This window comes from Flavobacterium sp. UBA7680, assembly GCF_002482975.1.
Classification (GTDB): domain Bacteria; phylum Bacteroidota; class Bacteroidia; order Flavobacteriales; family Flavobacteriaceae; genus Flavobacterium.
This window is the reverse complement of record NZ_DLHA01000036.1, coordinates 48,803-71,472: the sequence shown is the minus strand read 5'-3', so window position 1 is coordinate 71,472 and position 22,670 is coordinate 48,803. Positions and strand designations below refer to the sequence as shown.

Here is a 22,670-nt window from a genome sequence, read left to right as displayed (position 1 = left end):
TGGCTAAAAAAACTAAACGCTTTCCTCTAAAATCGAATACACCAATTCTTTCGTTGGTTTTTGATCTTTTAGTTTAGCGCGAACTTCATCAAAAGTGACTTTAAAATCACAGCCTGATTTATATTCAGCACAGCCGTAAGCCGTTTTTCCTTTTAAGATGGTTCCTTTTTTGCATTTCGGACACATTAAAGAATCGGATGTTTCTTGCTTTGCCTTTTTTTCTTCGGTTTTCTTCGGTTCTAATTTAAGTTTGTAATTTTCTTCAAAACGAATTAAACCTTCAACAGTACCTGACTCGGTTTTGAAACCTTTTATGTTTACGGTTGAACCTTTTTGAACCAATCGCAAATACTGACTTTCTGTAATTTTTTTATCTAAAAAAACATAAGGAAGTACAAAATCACAACCCGATTTATATTCACTGCATCCAAAAGCCGATTTCCCTTTTATAAGATTCCCTTTCTGGCATTTCGGACAAGTTTCTGCCGAAATTCCGTCAGCTTTCTTTTTCTCTGGTTTTACAGTGGGTTTTTGAATCGTTGCAGCATGCGAAATATTAGCGTGTCTCGTTTCGCTTCGAACTTCTGTAACCAAAGCTTCAACCATGCGTTTCATATTTCTAATAAAAGCAGCAGCGGTAAAAGTTCCTTTTTCAATATCTTTTAACTGTTTTTCCCAAGAACCTGTAAGTTCAGCCGATTTTATCAATTCATTTTGAATCGTATCAATCAATTGAATTCCGGTTGTTGTTGGCAAAACCTGTTTTTTATTTCGAACAATATACTGACGTTTAAAAAGCGTTTCAATAATATTCGCACGAGTTGACGGACGCCCAATTCCGTTTTCTTTCATCAGTTCGCGTAAATCTTCGTCGTCAACTTGTTTTCCTGCGGTTTCCATGGCGCGCAGTAAAGTTGCTTCGGTAAAATGATTGGGCGGTTTGGTTTCTTTTTGAAGGAAAGAAGGTTCATGCGGACCTTTTTCGCCCACAACAAAACTCGGCAGTAAATCGGGTTCTTTTTCTTTTGCATTTGGATCTTCAAAAACAACACGGAAACCTTTTTTTAGAATTTCTTTTCCTGTCGCTTTAAAAGTTACATCGGCCGCTTTTCCAATAACTGTTGTATTTGCAACGAGACAATCATCATAAAAAACGGCAATAAAACGTTTTACAATAATATCATAAACCTGCTGCTGATTGTACGGCAGATTAATCTCAATTCCTGTTGGAATAATCGCATGGTGATCGGTTACTTTTTTATCATTGAAAACCTTTGGTGATTTTTTTATTTTCTTGCCTAAAAGCGGCTCTGTTAAATGCGCATAATGCGTCAGTTTTTGTAGAATTCCCGGCACTTTTGGATAAATATCTCCTGGTAAGAAAGTTGTATCAACTCTGGGATATGTAATGGCTTTTTGCTCGTATAAAGTCTGTGCAATTTTAAGTGTTTCTTCTGCCGAAAATCCAAATTTTTGATTGCAATATACCTGTAAACCTGTTAAGTCAAACAGTTTAGGGGCATATTCATTTCCGTTTTTTTTGTCAACAGAAACAATTTCGAAATCACTTTCTTTAACTTTTTCAGCCAGAATTTCTCCATCTTCTTTTTTCAGAAAACGTCCTTCTTCATAACTAAAAAGAGTTTCTCTGTATAAAGTCTGCAATTCCCAATACGGCTGAGGTTTAAAGTTTTCGATTTCTTTAAATCGGTCTACAACCATTGCCAAAGTTGGCGTTTGCACACGTCCAATAGACAAAACTTGTTTGTAACCGCCATGTTTTACGGTATACAAACGTGTAGCATTCATTCCCAGAAGCCAGTCGCCAATCGCTCTTGAAAATCCGGCGTAGAATAAATTATCGTAGTTTTCAGATGGTTTTAAGTTGTCAAAACCTTCTTTTATGGCTTCGGTTGTTAAGGATGAAATCCACAAGCGTTTTATTTCGCCTTTGTAATGCGCTTCGTTCATAACCCAGCGCTGGATTAATTCTCCTTCCTGTCCGGCATCCCCGCAGTTTATGACTAATTCGGCTTTGTCGAAAAGACTTTTGATGATTTTAAACTGCTTTTGAATTCCCGAATTCTGAACAACTTTGGTTTCAAATTTTTCGGGAAGCATTGGTAAGTTATTTAAATCCCAGCTTTTCCAGTGAGGTTTGTAATCGTTAGGTTCTTTTAAAGTACATAAATGCCCAAAAGTGTAGGTTACGGCATAACCGTTGCCTTCGTAATACCCGTCATGTTTGGTATTGGCGCCCAAAACGGATGCAATTTCACGTGCTACACTTGGTTTCTCAGCAATACATACCTTCATTTCTCTCTTTCTTATTCGAAAGCGAAATTAGGAATTTAAAAAGTGGTATTGAAATTTAAAGAGGCAAAGTTACAAAGTTGCAAAGCCGCAAAGGTTTTTTTGTTTCAAGCAGATTTAAAAGAGATTTGAGCAAAATCTGCACACTATAATTTAAAAAATCGAATAGAATTTTTAATCTTATGATTCATCAATAAAGCATAAAAACCACAAACAGAAGCTTGTGGTTTTTATATTGATTAGATTTAAAAGTAAATCAGCTTATTTTTTGGTTCTTAATTTTAGACGCAGATTGAATTGTTTAACAATGTCTTTAACATGTTCGTCTTTGATTTGTTTTCTGTTTAAACCTTGTAGATCTCCTACATATCCTGTAAATACATGACTTATAAAAAGAGGAGAAACATTTGACTTATAATATGTATTGTGACAAGAGAAACAATTAACAAGATTAGATACCGAATTTCCGTGTATTGATGTAGGGCTAAAACCTACCTGAACATAAGTTTCCATAGTAATATTATAGGCTGAAACCGAACCTCTGGTTAATTTTCCAGGAGCAGAATTTGAAAGATCATAACTCAAAGAATCTAATAAAGCCGCTTGTGCCGGAGTACTATTGTATCCTGCGGTATTTATCCATAATGAACCATTATAAAAATAATTGTTCCAAATACCTTTTAGCTGTGTTTTAACGCTTTGATTAATAGTACGAATATTATTTAAGTTTTGTGAACCATTTTGGCTGGTTTGCATAAAAAGCTGAACATTATGAGTGCCTTTCATTGCTTTTTCAACTGGAACACCATATTTGTAAACAGAAAAAACATCGGTATAAATTCCGTTTCCTGAGGTTATATTGGTAACCGTTGCAGTACTAGCTTTATTAAAAAATGGATAATCAACTGTACTGGTCACCGGCGCATCTGTTGTTGGTGTAGCTTTTGACCAATCGTAAGCAGGTGCAAGATTTTCATGTTCAAAAGTAGCCCACACAAATTCAGGATGATTTTCTACAATTCCCACTACGTGCATCCCCAAAAGTGCTACTTTTGTTTTTACTCCATTTATTACTCCTTGAGTAACAAAATAAGAAGAAGGATCTTTAAGAACGCTTGCATCAATCCAGGAAGTTTTAAGTTCTAATGAACCTACAGGAAAAGCTATATCTTTTAATTTAGTAGGGTCATTTTTTGCTATTGGACCATATTTTAGCATAGTTCCATACATAAGTTTATCCATAAATATAGAATAATAGACCGTAGTCGATTTAGGAACACCCGATGGATAATTTGGCGTTTTTAAAATATCAGTACTACCACTTGCCTGAGCAGTATCTGTTAAAACAATCCCGCTGCTTGGGTTTAATCTCTGACCAGCGGCATTCACCTGAATCAGGTTAGTCATAAAGAAAGGTTGTCCGTTGACCTCATTAGTCAGCCAAAGAAATTTTTGCCATGACCATTGATGAAAGTCGCAGTTTGTTACTGTTGCATTGTTAGCAAATACGCTTGTTGGTCCTTCATTTGGTGGAGGTGTTTGGCGAGTGTTGTTTACGATCGTAAACCAATTAGCAGGAGCTAAACACTCAGAAGCTGCAGCACTTTCTTTTACAGTTGTATAATTATCTTTTTCTCCCTTTGAGTCCTTTTTACAGGCACCAAATGAGATTATTATGATAAAAAGTAATACCATTTTTGTAGTTTTCATAATATGGAGCTTTAGTTAATTTTTGGTAATTATTTCTTTTTGAATACCTGAAAGTAGATAATTAAGAAAGTAACTACAAAAAAAATGTCGTAAGTCCGTCATATTTAGGTATAAAACCAACAAAAAGAGTTACTAAGGTTTTTAAGATACTAAGATCCTAAGTTTTTTGTTTTGGTGCGTTGGTTCTCGCGAAGCACAAAGTTTTGTCATTGGAATGAAGTAATCTCATTTAGTCTACTGCTAAATTATTATAATCGTTTTCATGATGTTTTCTTTTAGTACAAAGTAATATGTGTATTTTTAACGATAAAATCAATGGTTAATTTTAGTTTTTCTGGCTTAGTTAAGATCAAAATCCTTTTTTTATTAGCATTACTTTCATCAGTAATGAATATAGTAAAACAATTCTCAGAATAATTTAAATCAGGTTCCCATTTATGTAATTCTTTAATGTCGTTTGAATAGGAATAATTAGTAGAAAGTTTACCTTTTATTATGAAAAACTGTTGAAAATTTGATGTTTCGATAAAGTTTTTTCTTAATGTTAATCCAAATAAAAAAATAACTTTATATAGTCTTTGGTTTTCTACTGAAAACCCTTTTTTAGTGCATAAAATTAAAATGAATATAAGACATAATAGAAACAAAATAGTTTCAATAATATAATAAGATTTGAAACTTACGGAATTAATCATTCCAAGAAATATCATTCCAGTTATAAACGTCAGGATAATCAGATTTTGAAATTGTCTGAAATCTAAATTTCTTTCTAATATAATTTTCATTTTACAAATTGGTATCTATATAAATTACTTTCATATTTTTATAATTAGGATATTTTTTTCTGTTGATTTCTAAGCAAACAAAAGACGAAGCAGCTTCACCAACAGGTTCATGCATATAATTTCCTTTAAAATTTATTTGAATGGTATCGTTTTTAATTTCTGCTGAACAATTTTCTACGGGAACGTACATGCCACCACCTCCAATTATAAATAAATGTTCTGCAATTTCTTTATATAGACTATCTAAGTTTCTTTCGTTTAGATTTGAATCTACAAAAGTGAGTTTCGTTTTAAGAGCATCTTCTTTATTATCAATCCATTTGCTGTAATACATTGGATCGTTATATTGAGATTGATCAAATTCACAAGAATAAAATTTGAAGTCTGGATTTTCTTTCTTGCAGCTGGTTATAAAACCTATTAATAATATTATAATTCCAAATTTGAAGCCTTTTTTCATCGTTTATATTCTAAAAACATCAATTCTTTGCATCCAGAAAATTTCTGATTCTAAAAATTGAAGTTTAGTCTTCACTACTTTATCACTTTTATCTCTCGGATTTTTAGTTATAAATCTGGCTATAGAATTATTAAAATCTAAAGTGTTTTTTTCGTCAAAATCTTCTTTTTTGTTTGTTGAAAAAGTAATAAGATTGTCTTTTGCGCTCCATTTTCCTTTTCCATATTTATTTGCTTCTGGCGGAGTTCCGCCTTGAATTTTAGAATACGAATGAAATACAAATGTTCCATCTTGATTTAAGGTCAATTTGTACTCAATTATATGTTTTCCTTCTTCGCCAAGTGAACGGGAATAATCGCCCGCAAATTGATTTGATTGAGCAGATAAAGTAATACTGCAAATTAGAAATAAAGTAGTAATTAATGCTTTCATAGATTTTTTCAAGATTTATAAAATAAATTCACCTTCTAAAACAATCACCGCTTCTCCAAGAATATAAACTTTATCTTTTGAAAGTTCTGTACTCATAGTTCCGGTTCTTAAAGAAGATTGGTAAGCGTTCAATTTTGTTTTATTGAGTTTTATGGCCCAATATTTTGTCAAAAAGGTTTGAATTCCGCCCGTTACAGGATCTTCATTTGTTCCTGCCCAAGGCCAGAAATATCGGTAATGAAAATCAAAATTTTCGTTGTCTGAAACAGCAGTTACGAGAACGCCGTTAATTTCGGTATGTGAATTTATCAAAGCTGTAAAATCTGGTTTTAAATTTGCCAGTTCCTGAGCACTTTCAATTTCTACTAAAATTATTTTGTTGTTTGGACTGTACCTTTTTTCTACAGTTTCAGAAATTCCAAGAGCATCTAGCAGTTTTTGAGGAAGTTCTGTTTCTTCGGTATCATAAACAGGAAATTGCATTTTGATTTTATTCGCTTCTTTTTCAATATTCAATTCAACATTATCGCAGTTGATAAATTTTATGCTGTTTAATGCAGTGGTGCTGAAAAGAATTTTAGAAGAAGCCAATGTTGCATGTCCGCATAACGGAATTTCTGTTTTCGGACTAAAAAATCTAATGCTATATGTATTGTCTTTTATTTGTTTTATAAAGGCAGTCTCCGAAAAACCAATTTCGGTGGCAATATTTTGCATACTTTCTGTATCTAATTCTGTATCGGGAAGGCAAACCGCAGCAGGGTTTCCTTTAAATTTTTCATTGGTGAATGAGTCAACAAAATAAGTTTTCATTTTTATTTGGGAGTACATTAAATGCTATATTTTAGTTAAACGAAAATACGATTAAAAATCATATTCCTCTAAAATAGATTCAGATTATATTTACGAATTTGATGCTTGTTTGAGCCGAAAAAAATCTTCTAATGATTTCTAATTAAATTTATATATTTTTGATCAAAATAAAATTTAACTCCCAAATAACCACTTCAGAAACCTGCCAGCTTTATGAGTAACTCTACCCAAGAAACCAGTTTACCAAAAATTTATAATACTACCGCATTAATTGCCTACATCTACGCTGCCTTAATTATTGTCTTTGCCATTTACAAACAATTTTTTTATGTAGACAAAACCTGGTTTCATGGTTTTTTAGCAAATGGTTTTGCAGTTTTTAGTGCTGCGGTTTGGTTTGGAATACTACTGGTTTTTAAACTTTTTTTAAATAGAGTGCTTAAGTATGGCAAGGCCGATTCATTAATAATTATATCTTTAGTTTTCCTGGCAATACCAATTTATTCTTTAGGTTCAGTTTTATTCAGTTCAATACCAATATATTTCGCACAAGAAGAACAAGGTTTTAATTCATTAGCTTCTTTTGCTTCGACCTCTATTTCGAGTGCAATATTGCTGATTCTCTCTAATATTGTAATGATAGTGGTTACTATTTTATTAGGAAACCGTATCAGAAAAATTGATGTTATTCTGAAAGATCTTTTCATGATTTTAGGTTTTTCGCTTATAATACTTGGAGTTGGTTCTGCGTTGCAGGCAGTTTCTGTCATTGACAGCGATATCATTATATTTTTACCAAAAGCAATTGTGGCTGCCGTTTTAGGCTATATTTTGAAGGAGACTTATCAAATGAACTATGCTGAATTATCTTCGACGTTAAAAGTTGAAATAAATGAAAATGTGAACCTTACTAAAGCTAAAGTTTCATCTCAGAAGGAATATGAAAAAGTAGAAAAAATAAATGTTTCCAAGAAAAAAGAGGCAATTGTTACGGGACCGGAAGTAGTTTCTTATGTTGATATTAACGAACTCGAAAATAAGGAACAAGTACTTTCTTATTTTGATAATTTATCAACGGATGAATTAAACAGACTTGAGATTGTTGTGGCCAAAAATTATACTCAGAATTTGACCGACGATCAAAAAAAGAATCTTATTATACAATATATCTCAGAGAGGAAATCGTATGATCACAATCGTTATGCACCAAAGTAAAAAGGTGTTTTATAAAAGGATGAAAATGAAATAGAAATTAAGAATAACGATTTGTTATAGAATCGTTATTCCTAATTATTAATCATAGGATTCAAATTCTCATCTTTGTTGCGTAAATCTAAACCGCCTTCATAGACTGATTTAAGATTAACCAAGTAAAAACCCCAGCCGTTTGAACAGCCAAGCCTGATATATTGTTTAGAATAATCATCTGCAGCGATATTGTGCTGACGAAGTTCAACTACCGTATAACCATCTGTTTCGGTTAGTTTTATATCTACCAGACAATTTCCTTCAAAAGTAAATTGCAATTCGTCTTTTCCATTGGCAGAAATAAATTTCCCTTTCATGGAATCTTTATACAAATACCAAAGCCAATCATAAGTTGTGCCTTCTGCAGCATTTTTATCTTTGCTAATTGGTTCTTGATTTTTATCAAAAAAAGAAACTTTTTCGAGAAACCATTTTTCTAATTCATCCGCAATTGTCCATGCATTATAAATGTCGCTGAGTTTAGCCTTAATTGCTATTTTTTTTGTGAAGGATGTCCAGTCGAAGTTTTCCATGGTTTGGTTTTTTATTTTATTCACACAACAGAGTATCAAATTCTAAATGAAGCTGTGTTGCTTCATCACCAACATTAACCCATCTATAATTTCTTAAGATATAAGCATTTCCTCCATCTAAAGTTACCCATTCATCTATTCCTCTTGCTCCATTTCTTAAATCATCTTTTGCAAACAATCCAATTGGAGCAGTATAACTTCTATTTTTAGTTAGGTATTTACAATTGCTTGTTTCTATTTCTGATTGGGAAATGTACTTTGATTTTGTGAAAGTGGGAAGTGTATTATTCACTTGGATTGGAGACATTGAAGAAGAACAGGAACTAAGAAATAAAATCGCTCCAATAAAACTTAGGTAGATCAGCTTATTCATTGTAGATAGATTTAATTACAACAAATATAAGATATTTCTTGTAAGTTCTTATATTCTATTTATAAGGTAATCAAGAGGAAGAAATAAAAAAGCGCAAAGTCAGAGACATTTGCGCTTTATATTATTATAGCGAATTTTCTAATTTATATTTACCTTTTTTCATGATACTATAAACATTATAACTTTGATAAAGGTTTCCACTAGTATCTCGTATGGTAAGATATATTTTAAAATTAGAAGTTTGGTTTCCAGTGTCAGAATAGTAAGTGTCTGGAACAGACATAAAATAACCAGTTGCACCCCAGCCAATAGCATAAGGAGCTTCGCCGTTATTGTTTACTTTTGAATACCACCAAATAATGCTGTCTAAATCAGGATTTGGGATACTGCCAGTGTAAGTCCATGTAAATAAATTTGTTCCAGATTGAAGATAATCTGGTCCTGTAGCAGTTACTAGCGATGTCACCACGGTAGCAGTTGTGGTTTTTGATGTTTTACTGTCTTTTGATAACGCTTCTTTTTTTACTCCGTTTTCAATACTGTTTGAATCTGGGTTTTCTTCAGAACAATTTTGAAATAAAAACAGGGCTGAAATTGCAAAAGCAAACAGCATCGATTTACCAAATAATTGGTTTTTCATTTTTTTCATAATTTTCAAATTAATTTGTTTAGGAAATTTTTTGAAGCATTTATTATAAAATTTAGCTGCTAAACAATCAAAAGATGAATCTGATAGTTAAATATATTTCATAGGTTTTTTGAAATAATATAGTAACAATCTAAAACTTATAATAAACCTCTATCTCAAAATTAACTGCTTTAAAATCGATTATATTACGGAGAAACCGTAAAGTTGTTTTTGTAAGAAAAGAACTGTATATTGCATCGAAATTATAATTGTTATAATAATGGTAACTGCAAATTTTTATTTGGTAAATAACGGTTTGATGTGCTTGATGTACACCTTATTATATCTGCATGATGATACTTTCTTAAAAAACTCAAAAGAGTTTATCAATTGTGCCCTGTCGCAACTCTAGGCAGGGAAACCCTTTATTTATATAGTTCGTTTATTTAATCTTCAATTTTCATTCAGGATATGATATCACTGAATTAGATGGAGCTGCAAGATATTCAGTGAAGAGTTGTATATCATACTTTATGAAAGTGAAGCAAACAAGAAAGTCATGTTACAAAATATTATATTAACAACAGGAACATACGATTTAATTAAAGATCATGTAAGAAGAAAAAAAGTAACGCCTCAAGAGGAAGAATTGTTATTGAGCGAGTTAAAAAATGCCTCACAGGTATTGAGAAAAAATCTGCCTGAAAATATTGTTTCGGTAAACCGAAAAGTAACCTATAAAGACCACATTAATAATGAAGAAAAAACAATTCTTCTTGTTGGTCCCGAAAAAGTAAAAGTGAGTAAAAACAAAATTTCGGTTCTTTCTGATGAAGGTATTGCAATGGTTGGTTACAAGGTTGGAGATCTTGTAGAATGGCCAGCTAAAAAAGGCAATTTAAAATTAGAAATTTTAAAAGTAGAAGTAGAGGCCTAATACGCAGCTGTTTTCGATTTAAGTTAGTAACATCCCAAAAGAGTTTTCTTTTGGGATATTTTTTTATATCAAAACGAAAAAAAATAACAAGATAATTGCTTCAAAAAACGCATATTAAAAGATTAAAATACTTATATTCGTTCTTCTTAAAATTAACTATAACCAACTATAAACGATTATGAAACAAGCAAATACTATTGATGAAGTAATTCAGTTTTTGGATGAAATAATAGAAAAATCAAAGATTGATCAAAGCAATATAGGTTTATTTGCTATTTTGTATCGTGAAGTTACTATAAGAGTCAAACAAGGTATTCAGGCTGGTTCTTTTCAAAATGGCGAACGAATGGAAAAGCTGGATGTTATTTTTGCCAATAGATATTTAAAAGCTTATTATCAATATCAGGCCAAAGAAAAACCATCTGAATGCTGGGGATTTGCTTTTGAACAAGCCGAAAAGTTTTGGCCAATAGTTTTACAGCATTTACTACTCGGAATCAATGCTCACGTAAACCTTGATTTAGGAATTGCCTCGGCTCAAATTAGTACGGTAGAAGATATCGCAGATTTAAAACATGATTTTGACCAAATAAACGCTATTCTTAGCAGTTTGGTAGCAGGTGTCGAAAAATGTTTAATTAAAATTTGGCCAACACTTACGTGGATATTAAAATATACGGGCAAAATAGATAATTTCTTTATTGATTTCAGTATGGAAGAGGCAAGAAATGGTGCGTGGAAATTTGCCAATGAATTTGTGGCGGTTCCAGAAAACGAAAGAGAAGCCTGTACAAAACTAAGAGACGAAAGAATAACAGAAATCGCCAGATTAGTTTCAAACCCCGGATATTTTGTTAGTGCCGTTTTCAAATTTATTCGCTTATTTGAAAGAGGAACTGTCGCTCAAAAAATAATCGATATGCAGATAATGGAAGAAAAAAATATGGAATGTGTTACTGTTTGATTACAATTAGAAGGAAAGGGTTATCTCAAGTCTAAAATAAAACTAAGCAAATTCTCGACAATTATTTTGAGCCAGTTTTTCTTTTTGGGTTCAGTCATTTTATATTGGAATTATAGGGTTTTTAGATTTTTTTTGAGCTATTAAAAGCCCCCATATTGCAATTCCATAAATAGTTGAAAATACAATATCACTTTTATCAAAATTTTCAGAGTCAAATAAGAAGTTCATAATTACACTAGCGAAACAGCATATTATTAGTTTTAATAACTTGTTTTTTTAAGTTTTGTCGTGATAATTCCACTTTTGTTGTGGTATAGTTTTTTTCATTTTGGATTGAGATTAATCCAGTTTTTCTAAATTGAAATTAAGGCTAATTCCTTCAAACAAAGTTCTTCCTTTGGCTTTATTTCCATTTATATCAAATAATTCGACAGATATGGTTTTTCCTAAAAATTCGGGTCTCGGACATTTTGTAAAAGTGAATTCATAATTGCAATTGGATTTCCAAATAATTGAGCCTTCAATTTCGTCTTTTGATTCTTTTATTGTTTCGGTTTGGGTTGTTTTAGTTCGGGTTACAATTATATCCGGAAGTCCTTCGGCTGTATAAAGAAATTTTCCAGTTTTAAATTTTTCGCAATTCGATTCCTGAGAAAAACCTTTAAGAGAAAGGGAGCCAAGTAATAGAAAAAAATATACTTTTTTCACAAAATGAGGTTATAAATTATTTATTAAGATGCTGATTTTGATTTGTTTTCTGCAAATTTTCTTTGCAGCAATTCGTCAGCGAGGAAGAAAAAAATATGGAATGTGTTGTGGCGTGATTTTGTTGATCTTTATTCTTTTAAGATTTGGTTTTTATTGCTCTTATTAGTTTCTTATTACGCTGATCAGCTCTTGAATTCTGTAAAGAAATAACAGCCCAAATTGCTGCAGGAATCCAGCCAATTAAAGTTATTTGCAAGATTAGACAAATAATCGAAGTTAATATTTTTCCTCTCAAAAAGAAAGAAGCAAAGGGAAAGAAAATCGCAATTAGTGTCATCATTTTTTTTGTTTTCTGTAAATATAAAAAAAGTTACATGATTTTTTGCAAGTCTACTTTTCAGAATCCAATTGCCTGCCGCTAGCGCGAGCAGGAAAATCATCGAGCAGATTTCATAGCTTTTACTTTTTTGATTTTGGGATCTTTTAAAAACTTTAGGTATTCATCTGTTTCCATGCCAAAAATGGCTATTTTTCCATTATGGTCATTATGAATTCCAAAACCATATGTTTTTGGGAGGGGTGAGGCGCGAAAACAAGCTTGTCCTTTAGAAAAAAAATCTTCTCTGGCTTTTTCGTATTCGCTTTTTGTTAAATCATTCCGATCAGCAAATACCTGAAAAAGAACATCATCTGAGGTATATTTATACGGATTTTTGCTAATTAGCTCGTATTGCATTTCTGCAACTGTTTTTTTGTCTTTGCTTGGTGGTTTTGTTCCGTGAGAAACTTTGCTGTCTTCTGCTGTTTCTATAAAAGTATCAAAATAGTTGGTGGTGTGTATTTTCATCTTCCTATAAATTTGCTTTGTAAATATAGATTTTTCTTACGGGATATTTTTACCAACGAAAATAATGTTTTTTATTTAGTGAGTTATTATATTATGTTTTAACTATGAGATTCGCGCGCCAGCAGAGGTAAAATTTACTTCGTAATTTTAGAAAATCTCAATTCATATAAATGAAAATGGCGCAAAGTCATAGACATTTGCACCGTTTTTTTATTAAAACTCATTATGGTCTAATATTTTCTATTTTCTTTTTAGAAATTTCACAAGAAGAAATAAGAAATACAAAATAAATAAGAGAATTATTAAGATAAGGATTTGCCAAATCAATAATCCAATTTCGAAATTATTGAAAGTTTGTTTCATTTTTTTATAACGCATTTTTTAATATAATTCTCAAGTATTTGTTCTACTTGAGAATTATAAATAATTACTGTTTGGTTAGCATGAAGCCATCTTTAGGAAATAATTGTACTGCAGCACCATTAGGGCAAGTCTGAGAATTTATAAAACCTTGTCTTGGTGATAAAAATAATTTTAAGGTTTTGTAATTGGTACCTTTTTGTGCTTCAATAAATAACTCTCCTGCTTGTCCACAATCACTTTGACGTCCTTGATAAGTTAAAACGAAAAATGATTTTTCATAATACCGACTTGTTGCAATAAACGGACTGTCATTAGGTAATGATCGCGTATCTTCTAAAATTTTACCATTAGAATCAGTTATTAAATAGCGCATTAATAATTGATCTTCATCAATTATAAAATGATTAGTATAATTGGTAAAATATATTTCATAGTTCTTGTTATTATACGATCCTTTCCATACGCCAAGATAATTTTGTCTTATATTATTAACATCTTTGATATACATTGTTCGATCTGGTGCACCTTGATCTACTTTTACATAGTCAATTAATTTTTCCAGAGGCAGAACTTGAGATTTACAAGATATATTAGTTATGATTAAAATACCTAATAATATTATTTTTTTCATAGGCTCATTTTTTATAAAATCCTCAAGTATTTTTTACTTGAGGATTTTAGATATAAACTACTGTTTAGTCAACATTAAACCATCTTTAGGGAAAGTAAGTTCTGCAGCTTTAAATCCAGGACAATCTTGATCTGAAATCACTATTTTATCTGGCTCAAAACCAAATGACATAAGTGTATTTGCTGTATTTTTTATACGAATAAATACTGTTCCTGCATTTCCACATTTAGTATTTTTACCAGAAAAATCTAGTGCGTAAACAGCTAAATCTTTACCAAAATAAGAACCAGTAATGATATAAGGATTGGTATCCGGGAGACTCTGAGTATTTTCCAATATTGTGCCATTACTTGATGTAATTAAATAGCGAATTCGTAATTCATCAAAAGTTACTTTTTCAAAAGTATAAGTATATTTAGTTACGAACAGAGTATAGTTTTTGCTCCCGTAACTACCTTTCCAAGTCCCTGTATATTTTCCAAGCAAATTATTCACATCTTTTAAGTAGGTATTGTCTGGGATACCATTTCCAGCTCTTCTATAATCTATAGCTTTTTCGACAGGTACAATGGTTTGTGCTTTACAGGATATTACTGAAAGAACTATCAATCCTAATATAAGTATTTTTTTCATGTTTGTTTATTTTAATTACAGTTAATAGTTGCTACTTTTCCAGTGTTATCTAATACTTTTTTGGAATTTCCAGAGTTTTCAATTTTATACAATTCTATCCCGTTAATTCCTATTTGTTGATTTAAAAATTTTAAGAACCCTTCCTCTAAACTATTTTTTTTCATTATTTCTTTGTAAATTTTATCAAGGCCTTCATCCCAAGTTATACTGCTGCCTTTTACACTTACATCAGCTATGTTCCCTGTAAATCTCAATTGATAAATTCCTGTGCTGGATACCATTGTGCCATAAACATCGTTAATAGGGATGCTGTATCGATTAGCATTAAGAACCAAAATTAAAAACATTCTCACATCCTTAGGAGAAAATATTTTGATAGGTTCTACTGGGTCTATGTCTCTATTTGCCATTACTTTATCATAAGGGTCTAGATGAGTATGTATATATCCTACTGTATTCGAATCGGGCTGAAAATTCATCTTATCTGCATTATCTGTGCTTGAAGTTCCGGTTATTGCTGTAAAAGGTCCCTGTTTGCTTTGTGAGTATCCAGTTTCAACTTTTAAATTAGTTTTTTTCTTTAATTCGTCTATTTTGGCCGTGATATTAACAATTAGCATTTGTGCTTTTATTTTATCACAAGGATTATTTGTGTTATTTGCATTATCTCCACTTTCGCCTGTACCAGTACCAGTTCCATGATTTGTGTATCCGCCAGTAGTGTCACCTGTATAACCGCCGCCACTGTTATTATATATTATAATATAACCTGTGCCAGGGTTTTGGTAATTATTGTTTACAACTACCTCTTTTAACGGTGTTCCTCCACCGGGTATATCTGTATCACAGTCTGTTCCTACCGGACACGGAACTTGATTTGAAGGGGCTTTAGCAGTTTTATTTTTAGAACGCAGGTTAATAATACCATTCTCTACAAGTTTACCATTTTCAAACTTAGCCACTTTTAGAAACCCTTTTTTGAGATCGCCAACACTTATATAACCAGTAAAAATTTCACTTTCGATTAACGAGCTATCTGGATCTGTGTTATTTTTATCAGGATATATTTCAATCAATGAGGCTTCGTAATTATTTTCCGCCAGTTTATAAATGTACAGTTTTTGCTCCCAATTTTCTGTGGGGTCTTTTTTGACTTCATTAATGGGAACTATAATTGTTTTTGTCCCATCTTCTGAATTTGTAATTGCTGCATCGCTCCAGTTGTAGTCTAAATTCTGAAATAATGCATAATTACTTCCTTCGGTTTCATAGTTTTTAAACCATTGTTTGGCAGATAAAAGGGTTTTATCATTTGCCTGTCCTAAATCATCATCTTTCTGACACTTTGTGCAAGTGGCTAAAATCATAAAAACGACAATTAATCTTGCTGCATTCTTAAATTTTTTTCTCATAGTGTTATGGTTATAAGTTAATTAAAACCAATTTACCATGCTAAAAATCAATATCTTGCCACTAAAAGTTTAGAAAATATCAATATAAGACAATTCTCTAGGATTGAATTGTTTAAATTTCTTTGCAATAGTATTTATTCCAAAAAATATGATTTGAAAAGCTAAAAACAAACATAATTCATGTAAGTTTTAGGTTTTAAAACTCGGTTGTATACACTCGATTGTTTACAATCTCTAAAAAATAATCTGTTATTTCTAATTTCGTTTTGAAAAAAAATCATAGAAATGAAAAATAAAGAAAGAGCCGAAGAATTGTTAGAATTAATGAATAAAAGAAATTATTTCACCAAACTAAAACTGGAACATAAAGAAGACACTTCATTTACAATACCGCTAAAAGTTTCTTCTTATAACGAATTAAATCTAATAGTTTCAGATTTGCTTAAAGCCAGTATTGTTCTAATGAATAAAGAAGCGAGAAGTTTAGCCGTTTTTCATAAAGAAACAGATATTAATGTATTGACTTTACTTGAAATTGCATTACAGCTTCTGCCGGAAGAAGAAATGGAGTTATTGGATGATTTGCATAAGGTTTATTTACAGTCTGGTATATTATAAATTTTCTGCAGCTAGCGCAAGCGCTTGGTTCAGGCTGAAAAAGAAATGACTGAGTATTTTGGGAAATTGTTAGGGAAGTAGTTTCTTTTTTAATATAAAAGGAAATGCGCAAAGGATTTTTTAAAAGTTTTTGCGCATTTTTTTTAATTGTGAGGAATTAAATTTTATCTTAGGCTTAATAATTTATTTCGTATTTGATCCAATTTCATTATACCATGTCCAATATTTTCGTGGCGCACATAAACTTCATTTTCATCATATTTAATTCCCATAGATCTTCTTTCAAAATTTTGTAGTTCTTCGAATTCTTCATTAAACTCATTTATTTTGATATCTATAAAACTGATAAAGCTATTTATGAATTCTTCTCTATTTTTAAATTTAAGAATTTCTTTCTCACTTTTAAATAGAATTACATAATTTTCATTTTCCAGAACTACATTTTTTACTTGTAGAAAGTTATCAAAAACAATTGGACTATCTTTCAATTGTGCTTTAAACTTTAAATTAAAAAGGGAAGATAACTTTTCATAAATATCTTCATGGGATGGTTTGTTTTGTGTCATTGTAATGTTTTGAAAAAGAAATCTTGATCTACATAATGTTAATTTCTATTAACCTATTAGAGCGAATTGAAATCTGTGCTCACGGAAATTCGGTTTTTGGGCTTTGAATGTTAATATTATGTCTTATTATTGTGGATGCGGATTGCAAGTCCGCGCTTTTGAACATGAAGACATACACACAATCTAAAATTTTTACTTTATCAGTCTATATATTTAAATTCTTTATCAGGATTTTTACTGACAATAATTAAGCGATTATATGAGTCATGAATTCTTAAAAAATCAATTTCATTAAAATCTTCTCGATCTAATATTTCTTCTTTAGAAACTATTAAACGTTTATTTTTTGCTTTATTTACATCTGTTGCTAGATGGGTTACTATAAACTTTAGATCATGAAACTGTTGAATTTCGATAACTGAACAATTTGTTAAAATATCATTTTCAACTGTTCCCATAAAAGCTAAAATTACTTCAAGTCGTTTATAAAAAATTGAGACATTAGTTAAATTTCTAGCTTGATCTGCATGGAAAAACCTGTCTTTACTTTTCAAGGGATAATATTTTAATGGTGGTTTTGATGACTGTATGATTTTAATCAGTTTCGCCATTTTTTTTTTACTTTTCCAATTCTCTACTTGTCTATCTATATAAAATTTTATATACAATGCAATTACTCCTAGGGTGAAAGCAATTAATGGTCCTATTAATGTTCCATAATCTTTTAAAAAATCTTTCATTTTTTTAATCTTTTGAATCTATATATTATATGATCAATTCCCTCTGTCAGCGAGAGGGCCTTACTGTTGACTAATATGTATGTAAGTGAACAAACGTGGTGTTTACGTTAACAAGGTGTATAGATTATAAATTAATTACCCATTTCTTAGTCTTCAATTCTAATAAATCTAATTCTTGCAACTTTTTGATGTCTGGCATTGATATAATTCTTGGAAATTTTAATTCTTTAGAAATAAATAGTTCATCTTTCTCGTCTAAACTCCAAATATATTCCGGATTTGTTGATATAACTAAGGGACAAATATATTTTATATTTTCAGGTAATTTTTTATCTAAGTCATTCTTGTATTTGTGTATGAATTTTGCCTTTTCATTTACTTCCTTTAAGGCACTTTTCATTTTATTTATTCTATAGTTTACTGCGACTTCATCACCTTTATCAAAACCAAATGAAACATTTATTGCTTTTGCTTCGATCAAAAAAAGTACATCATCAATAATAAAGGAAGCGTCAATTTCCTTTTTAAATTTATTAGAAGTAATTTCATTTTTGCATATCCACATTTTTTCTTTGGTATAGATTGATTCTATTTCTGATTCTAAGGAGTTTTCAAAAAAAATGGCCCTCCTATTACCAATATTTCCATCAACACTAGTAATTTCTTTTACGATATATGAAATGATTTCTGTTAAACCGGAATAATCAACGACCATAAATTCATTAGATAATTGATATAAAAAACGTTTTGGACCTCTTGTCCATAAGTCAATATCATTTTTATTATCTTTTTGCAACAAGAATGTGTGAAATATTTTATTTGCTTCTATTTTATGGTCAATTTCTGTTTTAAAAATGACTCGATGAATTTCTATATATTTTTGTTCAAAATCTTTACTAAATTCATCAATATTAAATTTAGCTATTATATATGCTCTATTTAAAATTTGAAATTGTGATTCAAAATTAATTGAAATGTCACTTAAGACTTTGTTTCCTAAATATGCAAGAAATAATATAAAGTCTACAACTGCGAATGAATAAAAATCTTCAAACTCTTTTTCAAACAAAATTAAGAAATCATAAATATTAATAATGTTGTTTGCTCCTAATAAATAGTTAGTTGCAATTTCAATTTTGTCATTTTCTGTTTTAAATATTTTTGAATATTCGGTATTCTTAAAATTAAAAAATTTTGTTTTTATTTTATGATCTACATTCAATTGAAAATGAGGACAAAACCCATCGTTTTCTATGCTAAAAGTAGTGTCAACATAAGCCCCTATTCGTGAAAAAATATTTGAATTTATAAGCCTCTCATCATACATGTCAATAAGAAATTCAATATCTTTATTAGGGGCAGACATAATTTTTCTATTAATATTATCGAAAATTATAGTGCCTCCTTTATTAGCTATTCTATAAAATTGTGTTGCTCGTATATATAAATAGCTTAAGATTTCTATTCTAATAACATCAGAGATCACTTTGTAAATACTTTCAGGTAAATTTTCATTTTTAAGTTTGTCTAAAACTACAAGGTATTGTAAATCATTATATTGTTCCATGCTATTTGGGTGTACAGAATGATTTGCACCAATAAGAATATTTTCTTCACTTATTCCATATTTATAAAAACACAAACTTTGAACATCTCTATATAACATTACTGAAAGTTCTGAAATCTCAAAAATATTTAATGGTGCTAATCGTCTAGACCAAAATAATAATTCATAGGTAGAGTATTGTGAAGAGATATTTCTCATTAAGGTTTCAGTTACTCTTATATAATCTTTTAAAATATCGGGATTACTTTTCTTAGAAAATGAAATAGAATTGTATATTTCGGTTTCGTATTTTTTTAATTCTTTATCAACATCAATGTGTTGTTCGCTAATAAATTTATGAATAATTAATTGATAAATAGGAGGTAATATTGGAGTTGTATTATTTATTATCTTGTTTTTTTCTAAACAACAATTTTTGTATTTTTTATTGCTTCCGCAAGAATACTTATCATTTCTTCTTTCTTTCATAAATTGATTAGCTTAATTACTAGGTGTTTATTTAAATAGTTAACCCATTTACAATTAATTTTTTCGTTTTTGGATTAAATCCCTAATTTGATCACAAGCATCACTTACGGCAGATTGTAAATTAGTGTTAGTAGGATCATAATCAAGGCAAGTAATACCAAGAACATCTGTCATTATTTTAATATCGGCACCTCTTGGAACGATAAAAAATGCCTTTTTTCTAGTATGTTTACCTAAAAACATTCCATATTCAAAAATCACATTGTCTCTTGGAATTGACAATTTTTTACCGCGACTAAATATTGTATCGTCTGGATTGAATACAAAGATGCCATATTCATAATTTACTAATATATCTTCTAGTACTTCAATATAAGCTTTTCCTGGTTCATCAAATAATCCATCTGCCCAAGTGTCAACATGTGCATCATATTTCAGCCCAGTTTTTATCTTTCTTGCTATTGATAAACCTTCAGTTGAAGATCCAATAAATATTTTTGATTTAGCATTATCTGAGTTAGTAGATGTTTTTGGCTCGCCTTCTAACAATTGCCCCCGCTTTAGAAAGTAATCTATCAATAGACTGAAATTGAGATTCGGACATTTTTTTTTCATATTTTCTAATCTCTCTTCTACAATGATCACAAATTGCATTCGCTCTCATACTTTTAAGTATATCTATTTTTTGTTGCATAAAGTCAAATAAGCACCCCTTTTCAGATGGAATGTCATGGTTATATTTACCAATAAAAAGTAGCTTCATTAAAGTTCGAGCAAAATAATAAACAAAATATGCCTCAATTTTTTCTCTGGGAATAATTAGATCAGGAACGTTGTTAGTAGTAATTATTGAAACTCCATTTTCAGAATGAGTATGAGCAAATAAATTCCCCCAGCCATCTGCTTCCAATGGATTTCCAGAAACAAAAAGCATATATGGAAAATATCCAGATAAACTATTTTTAACTTCAAAAGAGTCATTTAAGAATTCATTACCGTCATTATTATCATAATGTATGAGTTTGAATTTTTGAGTTATAGTTTGATCTGATTTATGAAAAATAAAATCATGCTGAATTGCGTTCGCAATTGTAATTGCTGTTTCAAGCTCATAATCTAAATCTTCGTTGAAGTTTACTATATCCAATGGAAATTTGCTCATTTATTTTAAGAATGAAATTGTTAATATTTAACTTTTTATAAAAACAAACATCGGTTTTATTCTAAATTAATTACCACGTAAAAACACCTGATTTTCAATAAAAAAGGTCGTTTGATAATTTTTCAAACATAATTTCTTTAAATTCAAAATTCTTACGGGAAACCCGTAAACAATCTTTTGAAAACAATTTTTTAGCCCTGATAGAAGTGAAAATCCTTTTGTGCCGGGGTCCGGCACAAAAGATTGTAACGGATAGCAGGAAACAGCTCCTAAAAAAGATTATAAATCCACTAAAATTTCTCCCAAAACCACCCTCAAAATTCCCAAAAAATCAACACTAGAATTTTCCACAAAAATTTTGTAATTTTGCAGTCCAATAAAAGGAATTAGAAAATGTTAGATAGACTTCAATATGTAAAGCAGCGTTTTGATGAGATTTCGGATTTGATTATTCAGCCGGATGTTATTGCTGATCAAAAACGTTATGTGCAGCTTAACCAGGAATATAAAAGCATAAAAGCTCTGGTTGAAAAGAGAGAAGAATACATTCTTGTTTTAGCAAATATTGACGAAGCAAACGAAATTATTGCTGACGGAAGCGATGCTGATATGACCGAAATGGCCAAAATGCAGCTTGACGAAGCAAAAGAACGCTTGCCTCAACTTGAGGAGGAAATCAAATTTATGTTGATTCCTAAAGATCCTGAAGATGCTAAAAATGTAATGGTTGAGATTCGCGCCGGAACGGGTGGGGACGAAGCTAGTATTTTTGCAGGGGATTTATTTAGAATGTATACTAAATATTGCGAAGGCATGGGCTGGAGAACTTCGGTTGTTGATATGAACGAAGGAACTTCTGGAGGTTTCAAAGAGGTTATTTTTGAGGTTTCGGGAGAGGATGTTTATGGAACTTTGAAGTTTGAAGCGGGTGTTCACCGTGTACAGCGTGTTCCGCAGACTGAAACACAAGGTCGTGTGCATACATCGGCAGCTACTGTTATGGTTTTACCAGAAGCAGAAGAGTTTGATGTTCAAATCGATATGAACGATGTTCGTGTAGATTTCTTCTGTTCATCTGGACCTGGAGGACAATCTGTAAATACTACGAAATCGGCAGTACGTTTAACGCACACTCCAACTGGATTAGTAGCGCAATGTCAGGATCAGAAATCGCAGCATAAAAATAAAGATAAAGCCTTAATCGTATTACGTTCTCGTTTGTACGAAATGGAATTAGCCAAAAAACAAGAAGAAGATGCTACAAAACGTAGTTCTCAGGTAAGTTCTGGTGACCGTTCGGCTAAGATTCGTACGTACAACTATGCTCAAGGTCGTGTAACCGATCACAGAGTTGGTTTAACGCTTTACGATTTAGGAAACATCATGAATGGTGATATCCAAAAAATTGTTGCCGAATTACAATTGGTAAACAATATGGAGAAATTGAAGGAAGCGTCGGAAGTATACTAATCTAAGGTTCTGAGGTGCTAAGATACTGAGGTTCTGAGTTTTTTTTAGATTGTAGACTTTGGATTTTAGATTAAAATATAAAAAAGCCGAACTTATGTTCGGCTTTTTTTATTATCAAAAAAACTTAGCATCTTAGAATCTCAGAACCTTAGCCCCTTTCAAAAAAAGTATCTTTTTTATGAATCTAGCTTTTCTAATTATAAAGGTTTTCTGAGAAACTTAGAACCTTAGCATCTTAGAGCCTTAGAAACTTCCAAAAAATTTTATATTGTCATTTTTTATTTCATAT

Annotated in this window: 25 protein-coding genes; 5 read left to right on the top strand and 20 right to left on the bottom strand. The window is 30.8% G+C overall.

What is annotated here, in order from left to right; genetic code table 11:
* Positions 1–12: 12 nt before the first annotated feature.
* The 6 genes from B3C18_RS17160 to B3C18_RS17135 form a co-directional block, all read right to left on the bottom strand.
* On the bottom strand, positions 13–2,316 hold the full coding sequence (locus B3C18_RS17160; RefSeq protein ID WP_291149315.1) for a type IA DNA topoisomerase: 2,304 nt from the start codon (positions 2,314–2,316) through the stop codon (positions 13–15).
* 258 nt (positions 2,317–2,574) lie between these two features.
* The gene (locus B3C18_RS17155; protein ID WP_291149314.1) at positions 2,575–4,023 is read right to left on the bottom strand and encodes a hypothetical protein; all 1,449 of its coding nucleotides are present in this window, start codon (positions 4,021–4,023) and stop codon (positions 2,575–2,577) included.
* Positions 4,024–4,298: 275 nt separating this feature from the next.
* Positions 4,299–4,808, bottom strand: coding sequence for a hypothetical protein (locus B3C18_RS17150; protein WP_291149312.1), 510 nt, complete (start codon positions 4,806–4,808; stop codon positions 4,299–4,301).
* 1 nt (position 4,809) lies between these two features.
* The gene (locus tag B3C18_RS17145; protein ID WP_291149309.1) at positions 4,810–5,268 is read right to left on the bottom strand and encodes a hypothetical protein; all 459 of its coding nucleotides are present in this window, start codon (positions 5,266–5,268) and stop codon (positions 4,810–4,812) included.
* 3 nt (positions 5,269–5,271) lie between these two features.
* On the bottom strand, positions 5,272–5,700 hold the full coding sequence (locus tag B3C18_RS17140; RefSeq protein WP_291149307.1) for a copper resistance protein NlpE N-terminal domain-containing protein: 429 nt from the start codon (positions 5,698–5,700) through the stop codon (positions 5,272–5,274).
* A 15-nt stretch (positions 5,701–5,715) separates the two neighbouring features.
* Positions 5,716–6,513 (bottom strand): PhzF family phenazine biosynthesis protein, encoded by a 798-nt coding sequence (locus B3C18_RS17135; protein ID WP_291149304.1) that lies wholly within the window; start codon positions 6,511–6,513, stop codon positions 5,716–5,718.
* Between the two features lie 213 nt (positions 6,514–6,726).
* Between B3C18_RS17135 and B3C18_RS17130 the strand changes: the two genes are divergently transcribed.
* Positions 6,727–7,728: a hypothetical protein gene (locus B3C18_RS17130; RefSeq protein ID WP_291149302.1), complete on the top strand. Its 1,002-nt coding sequence runs from the start codon at positions 6,727–6,729 to the stop codon at positions 7,726–7,728.
* A gap of 71 nt (positions 7,729–7,799) precedes the next feature.
* Here B3C18_RS17130 and B3C18_RS17125 read toward each other — a convergent pair whose 3' ends face one another.
* From B3C18_RS17125 to B3C18_RS17115, 3 genes are all read right to left on the bottom strand, one after another.
* A complete protein-coding gene (locus B3C18_RS17125; RefSeq protein WP_291149300.1) occupies positions 7,800–8,294 on the bottom strand; it encodes an SRPBCC family protein in 495 nt (164 codons plus the stop codon).
* Positions 8,295–8,310: 16 nt separating this feature from the next.
* Entirely contained in the window at positions 8,311–8,667 is a 357-nt protein-coding gene (locus B3C18_RS17120) for a hypothetical protein (RefSeq protein WP_291149298.1), read from the bottom strand.
* Between the two features lie 124 nt (positions 8,668–8,791).
* A complete protein-coding gene (locus B3C18_RS17115; protein WP_291149297.1) occupies positions 8,792–9,307 on the bottom strand; it encodes a hypothetical protein in 516 nt (171 codons plus the stop codon).
* Positions 9,308–9,854: 547 nt separating this feature from the next.
* Between B3C18_RS17115 and B3C18_RS17110 the strand changes: the two genes are divergently transcribed.
* Positions 9,855–10,232: a GreA/GreB family elongation factor gene (locus B3C18_RS17110; RefSeq protein ID WP_291149295.1), complete on the top strand. Its 378-nt coding sequence runs from the start codon at positions 9,855–9,857 to the stop codon at positions 10,230–10,232.
* A 178-nt stretch (positions 10,233–10,410) separates the two neighbouring features.
* Entirely contained in the window at positions 10,411–11,196 is a 786-nt protein-coding gene (locus B3C18_RS17105; protein ID WP_291149293.1) for a DUF5995 family protein, read from the top strand.
* A gap of 339 nt (positions 11,197–11,535) precedes the next feature.
* Here B3C18_RS17105 and B3C18_RS17100 read toward each other — a convergent pair whose 3' ends face one another.
* The 6 genes from B3C18_RS17100 to B3C18_RS17075 form a co-directional block, all read right to left on the bottom strand.
* The gene (locus tag B3C18_RS17100) at positions 11,536–11,904 is read right to left on the bottom strand and encodes a hypothetical protein (RefSeq protein WP_291149291.1); all 369 of its coding nucleotides are present in this window, start codon (positions 11,902–11,904) and stop codon (positions 11,536–11,538) included.
* A gap of 136 nt (positions 11,905–12,040) precedes the next feature.
* Positions 12,041–12,244: a YqaE/Pmp3 family membrane protein gene (locus B3C18_RS17095; protein ID WP_291149290.1), complete on the bottom strand. Its 204-nt coding sequence runs from the start codon at positions 12,242–12,244 to the stop codon at positions 12,041–12,043.
* Between the two features lie 96 nt (positions 12,245–12,340).
* A complete protein-coding gene (locus B3C18_RS17090; protein WP_291149288.1) occupies positions 12,341–12,751 on the bottom strand; it encodes a DUF6157 family protein in 411 nt (136 codons plus the stop codon).
* 427 nt (positions 12,752–13,178) lie between these two features.
* Complete coding sequence (locus B3C18_RS17085; RefSeq protein WP_291149286.1) at positions 13,179–13,745, bottom strand: DUF6705 family protein; 567 nt, start codon at positions 13,743–13,745, stop codon at positions 13,179–13,181.
* 57 nt (positions 13,746–13,802) lie between these two features.
* Positions 13,803–14,378 (bottom strand): DUF6705 family protein, encoded by a 576-nt coding sequence (locus B3C18_RS17080; RefSeq protein ID WP_291149283.1) that lies wholly within the window; start codon positions 14,376–14,378, stop codon positions 13,803–13,805.
* A gap of 11 nt (positions 14,379–14,389) precedes the next feature.
* The gene (locus B3C18_RS17075) at positions 14,390–15,790 is read right to left on the bottom strand and encodes a hypothetical protein (protein ID WP_291149280.1); all 1,401 of its coding nucleotides are present in this window, start codon (positions 15,788–15,790) and stop codon (positions 14,390–14,392) included.
* A 285-nt stretch (positions 15,791–16,075) separates the two neighbouring features.
* On the opposite strand from B3C18_RS17075, the gene B3C18_RS17070 reads away from it, so the two are divergent.
* Positions 16,076–16,408, top strand: coding sequence for a hypothetical protein (locus B3C18_RS17070; protein ID WP_291149278.1), 333 nt, complete (start codon positions 16,076–16,078; stop codon positions 16,406–16,408).
* A gap of 164 nt (positions 16,409–16,572) precedes the next feature.
* Here the strand turns inward: B3C18_RS17070 and B3C18_RS17065 are convergent, their stop codons facing one another.
* The 5 genes from B3C18_RS17065 to B3C18_RS17045 all read right to left on the bottom strand — a co-directional run bounded on the left by B3C18_RS17065 (position 16,573) and on the right by B3C18_RS17045 (position 20,911).
* Positions 16,573–16,974: a hypothetical protein gene (locus B3C18_RS17065; protein ID WP_291149277.1), complete on the bottom strand. Its 402-nt coding sequence runs from the start codon at positions 16,972–16,974 to the stop codon at positions 16,573–16,575.
* 200 nt (positions 16,975–17,174) lie between these two features.
* Positions 17,175–17,714 carry a hypothetical protein gene (locus B3C18_RS17060; protein ID WP_291149274.1) on the bottom strand — a complete coding sequence of 180 codons (540 nt, stop codon included), beginning with the start codon at positions 17,712–17,714 and terminating at the stop codon, positions 17,175–17,177.
* 124 nt (positions 17,715–17,838) lie between these two features.
* Positions 17,839–19,749: an SEC-C domain-containing protein gene (locus B3C18_RS17055; RefSeq protein ID WP_291149271.1), complete on the bottom strand. Its 1,911-nt coding sequence runs from the start codon at positions 19,747–19,749 to the stop codon at positions 17,839–17,841.
* Positions 19,750–19,803: 54 nt separating this feature from the next.
* On the bottom strand, positions 19,804–20,298 hold the full coding sequence (locus tag B3C18_RS17050) for a nucleotide-binding protein (RefSeq protein ID WP_291149268.1): 495 nt from the start codon (positions 20,296–20,298) through the stop codon (positions 19,804–19,806).
* Positions 20,267–20,911, bottom strand: a complete 645-nt coding sequence (locus tag B3C18_RS17045) for a hypothetical protein (RefSeq protein WP_291149264.1) — start codon at positions 20,909–20,911, stop codon at positions 20,267–20,269. Before B3C18_RS17045 ends, B3C18_RS17050 begins: the two co-directional genes overlap by 32 nt.
* Before the next feature lie 393 nt (positions 20,912–21,304).
* Between B3C18_RS17045 and prfA the strand changes: the two genes are divergently transcribed.
* Positions 21,305–22,381 (top strand): peptide chain release factor 1, encoded by a 1,077-nt coding sequence (gene prfA / locus B3C18_RS17040; RefSeq protein WP_291149261.1) that lies wholly within the window; start codon positions 21,305–21,307, stop codon positions 22,379–22,381.
* Positions 22,382–22,670: the final 289 nt, after the last annotated feature.

What these genes read in the sequence shown, in the direction of transcription:
- B3C18_RS17105 (WP_291149293.1), top strand. Translation starts at nt 10,411, where the DNA reads ATGAAACAAGCAAATACTATTGATGAAGTAATTCAGTTTTTGGATGAA.
- B3C18_RS17085 (WP_291149286.1), bottom strand. Translation starts at nt 13,745, where the DNA reads ATGAAAAAAATAATATTATTAGGTATTTTAATCATAACTAATATATCT.
- B3C18_RS17075 (WP_291149280.1), bottom strand. Translation starts at nt 15,790, where the DNA reads ATGAGAAAAAAATTTAAGAATGCAGCAAGATTAATTGTCGTTTTTATG.
- B3C18_RS17115 (WP_291149297.1), bottom strand. Translation starts at nt 9,307, where the DNA reads ATGAAAAACCAATTATTTGGTAAATCGATGCTGTTTGCTTTTGCAATT.
- B3C18_RS17140 (WP_291149307.1), bottom strand. Translation starts at nt 5,700, where the DNA reads ATGAAAGCATTAATTACTACTTTATTTCTAATTTGCAGTATTACTTTA.
- B3C18_RS17145 (WP_291149309.1), bottom strand. Translation starts at nt 5,268, where the DNA reads ATGAAAAAAGGCTTCAAATTTGGAATTATAATATTATTAATAGGTTTT.
- B3C18_RS17090 (WP_291149288.1), bottom strand. Translation starts at nt 12,751, where the DNA reads ATGAAAATACACACCACCAACTATTTTGATACTTTTATAGAAACAGCA.
- B3C18_RS17070 (WP_291149278.1), top strand. Translation starts at nt 16,076, where the DNA reads ATGAAAAATAAAGAAAGAGCCGAAGAATTGTTAGAATTAATGAATAAA.
- B3C18_RS17060 (WP_291149274.1), bottom strand. Translation starts at nt 17,714, where the DNA reads ATGAAAGATTTTTTAAAAGATTATGGAACATTAATAGGACCATTAATT.
- B3C18_RS17155 (WP_291149314.1), bottom strand. Translation starts at nt 4,023, where the DNA reads ATGAAAACTACAAAAATGGTATTACTTTTTATCATAATAATCTCATTT.
- B3C18_RS17150 (WP_291149312.1), bottom strand. Translation starts at nt 4,808, where the DNA reads ATGAAAATTATATTAGAAAGAAATTTAGATTTCAGACAATTTCAAAAT.
- B3C18_RS17095 (WP_291149290.1), bottom strand. Translation starts at nt 12,244, where the DNA reads ATGATGACACTAATTGCGATTTTCTTTCCCTTTGCTTCTTTCTTTTTG.
- B3C18_RS17135 (WP_291149304.1), bottom strand. Translation starts at nt 6,513, where the DNA reads ATGAAAACTTATTTTGTTGACTCATTCACCAATGAAAAATTTAAAGGA.
- B3C18_RS17160 (WP_291149315.1), bottom strand. Translation starts at nt 2,316, where the DNA reads ATGAAGGTATGTATTGCTGAGAAACCAAGTGTAGCACGTGAAATTGCA.
- prfA (WP_291149261.1), top strand. Translation starts at nt 21,305, where the DNA reads ATGTTAGATAGACTTCAATATGTAAAGCAGCGTTTTGATGAGATTTCG.
- B3C18_RS17120 (WP_291149298.1), bottom strand. Translation starts at nt 8,667, where the DNA reads ATGAATAAGCTGATCTACCTAAGTTTTATTGGAGCGATTTTATTTCTT.
- B3C18_RS17065 (WP_291149277.1), bottom strand. Translation starts at nt 16,974, where the DNA reads ATGACACAAAACAAACCATCCCATGAAGATATTTATGAAAAGTTATCT.
- B3C18_RS17055 (WP_291149271.1), bottom strand. Translation starts at nt 19,749, where the DNA reads ATGAAAGAAAGAAGAAATGATAAGTATTCTTGCGGAAGCAATAAAAAA.
- B3C18_RS17080 (WP_291149283.1), bottom strand. Translation starts at nt 14,378, where the DNA reads ATGAAAAAAATACTTATATTAGGATTGATAGTTCTTTCAGTAATATCC.
- B3C18_RS17045 (WP_291149264.1), bottom strand. Translation starts at nt 20,911, where the DNA reads ATGAGCAAATTTCCATTGGATATAGTAAACTTCAACGAAGATTTAGAT.
- B3C18_RS17125 (WP_291149300.1), bottom strand. Translation starts at nt 8,294, where the DNA reads ATGGAAAACTTCGACTGGACATCCTTCACAAAAAAAATAGCAATTAAG.
- B3C18_RS17130 (WP_291149302.1), top strand. Translation starts at nt 6,727, where the DNA reads ATGAGTAACTCTACCCAAGAAACCAGTTTACCAAAAATTTATAATACT.
- B3C18_RS17110 (WP_291149295.1), top strand. Translation starts at nt 9,855, where the DNA reads ATGTTACAAAATATTATATTAACAACAGGAACATACGATTTAATTAAA.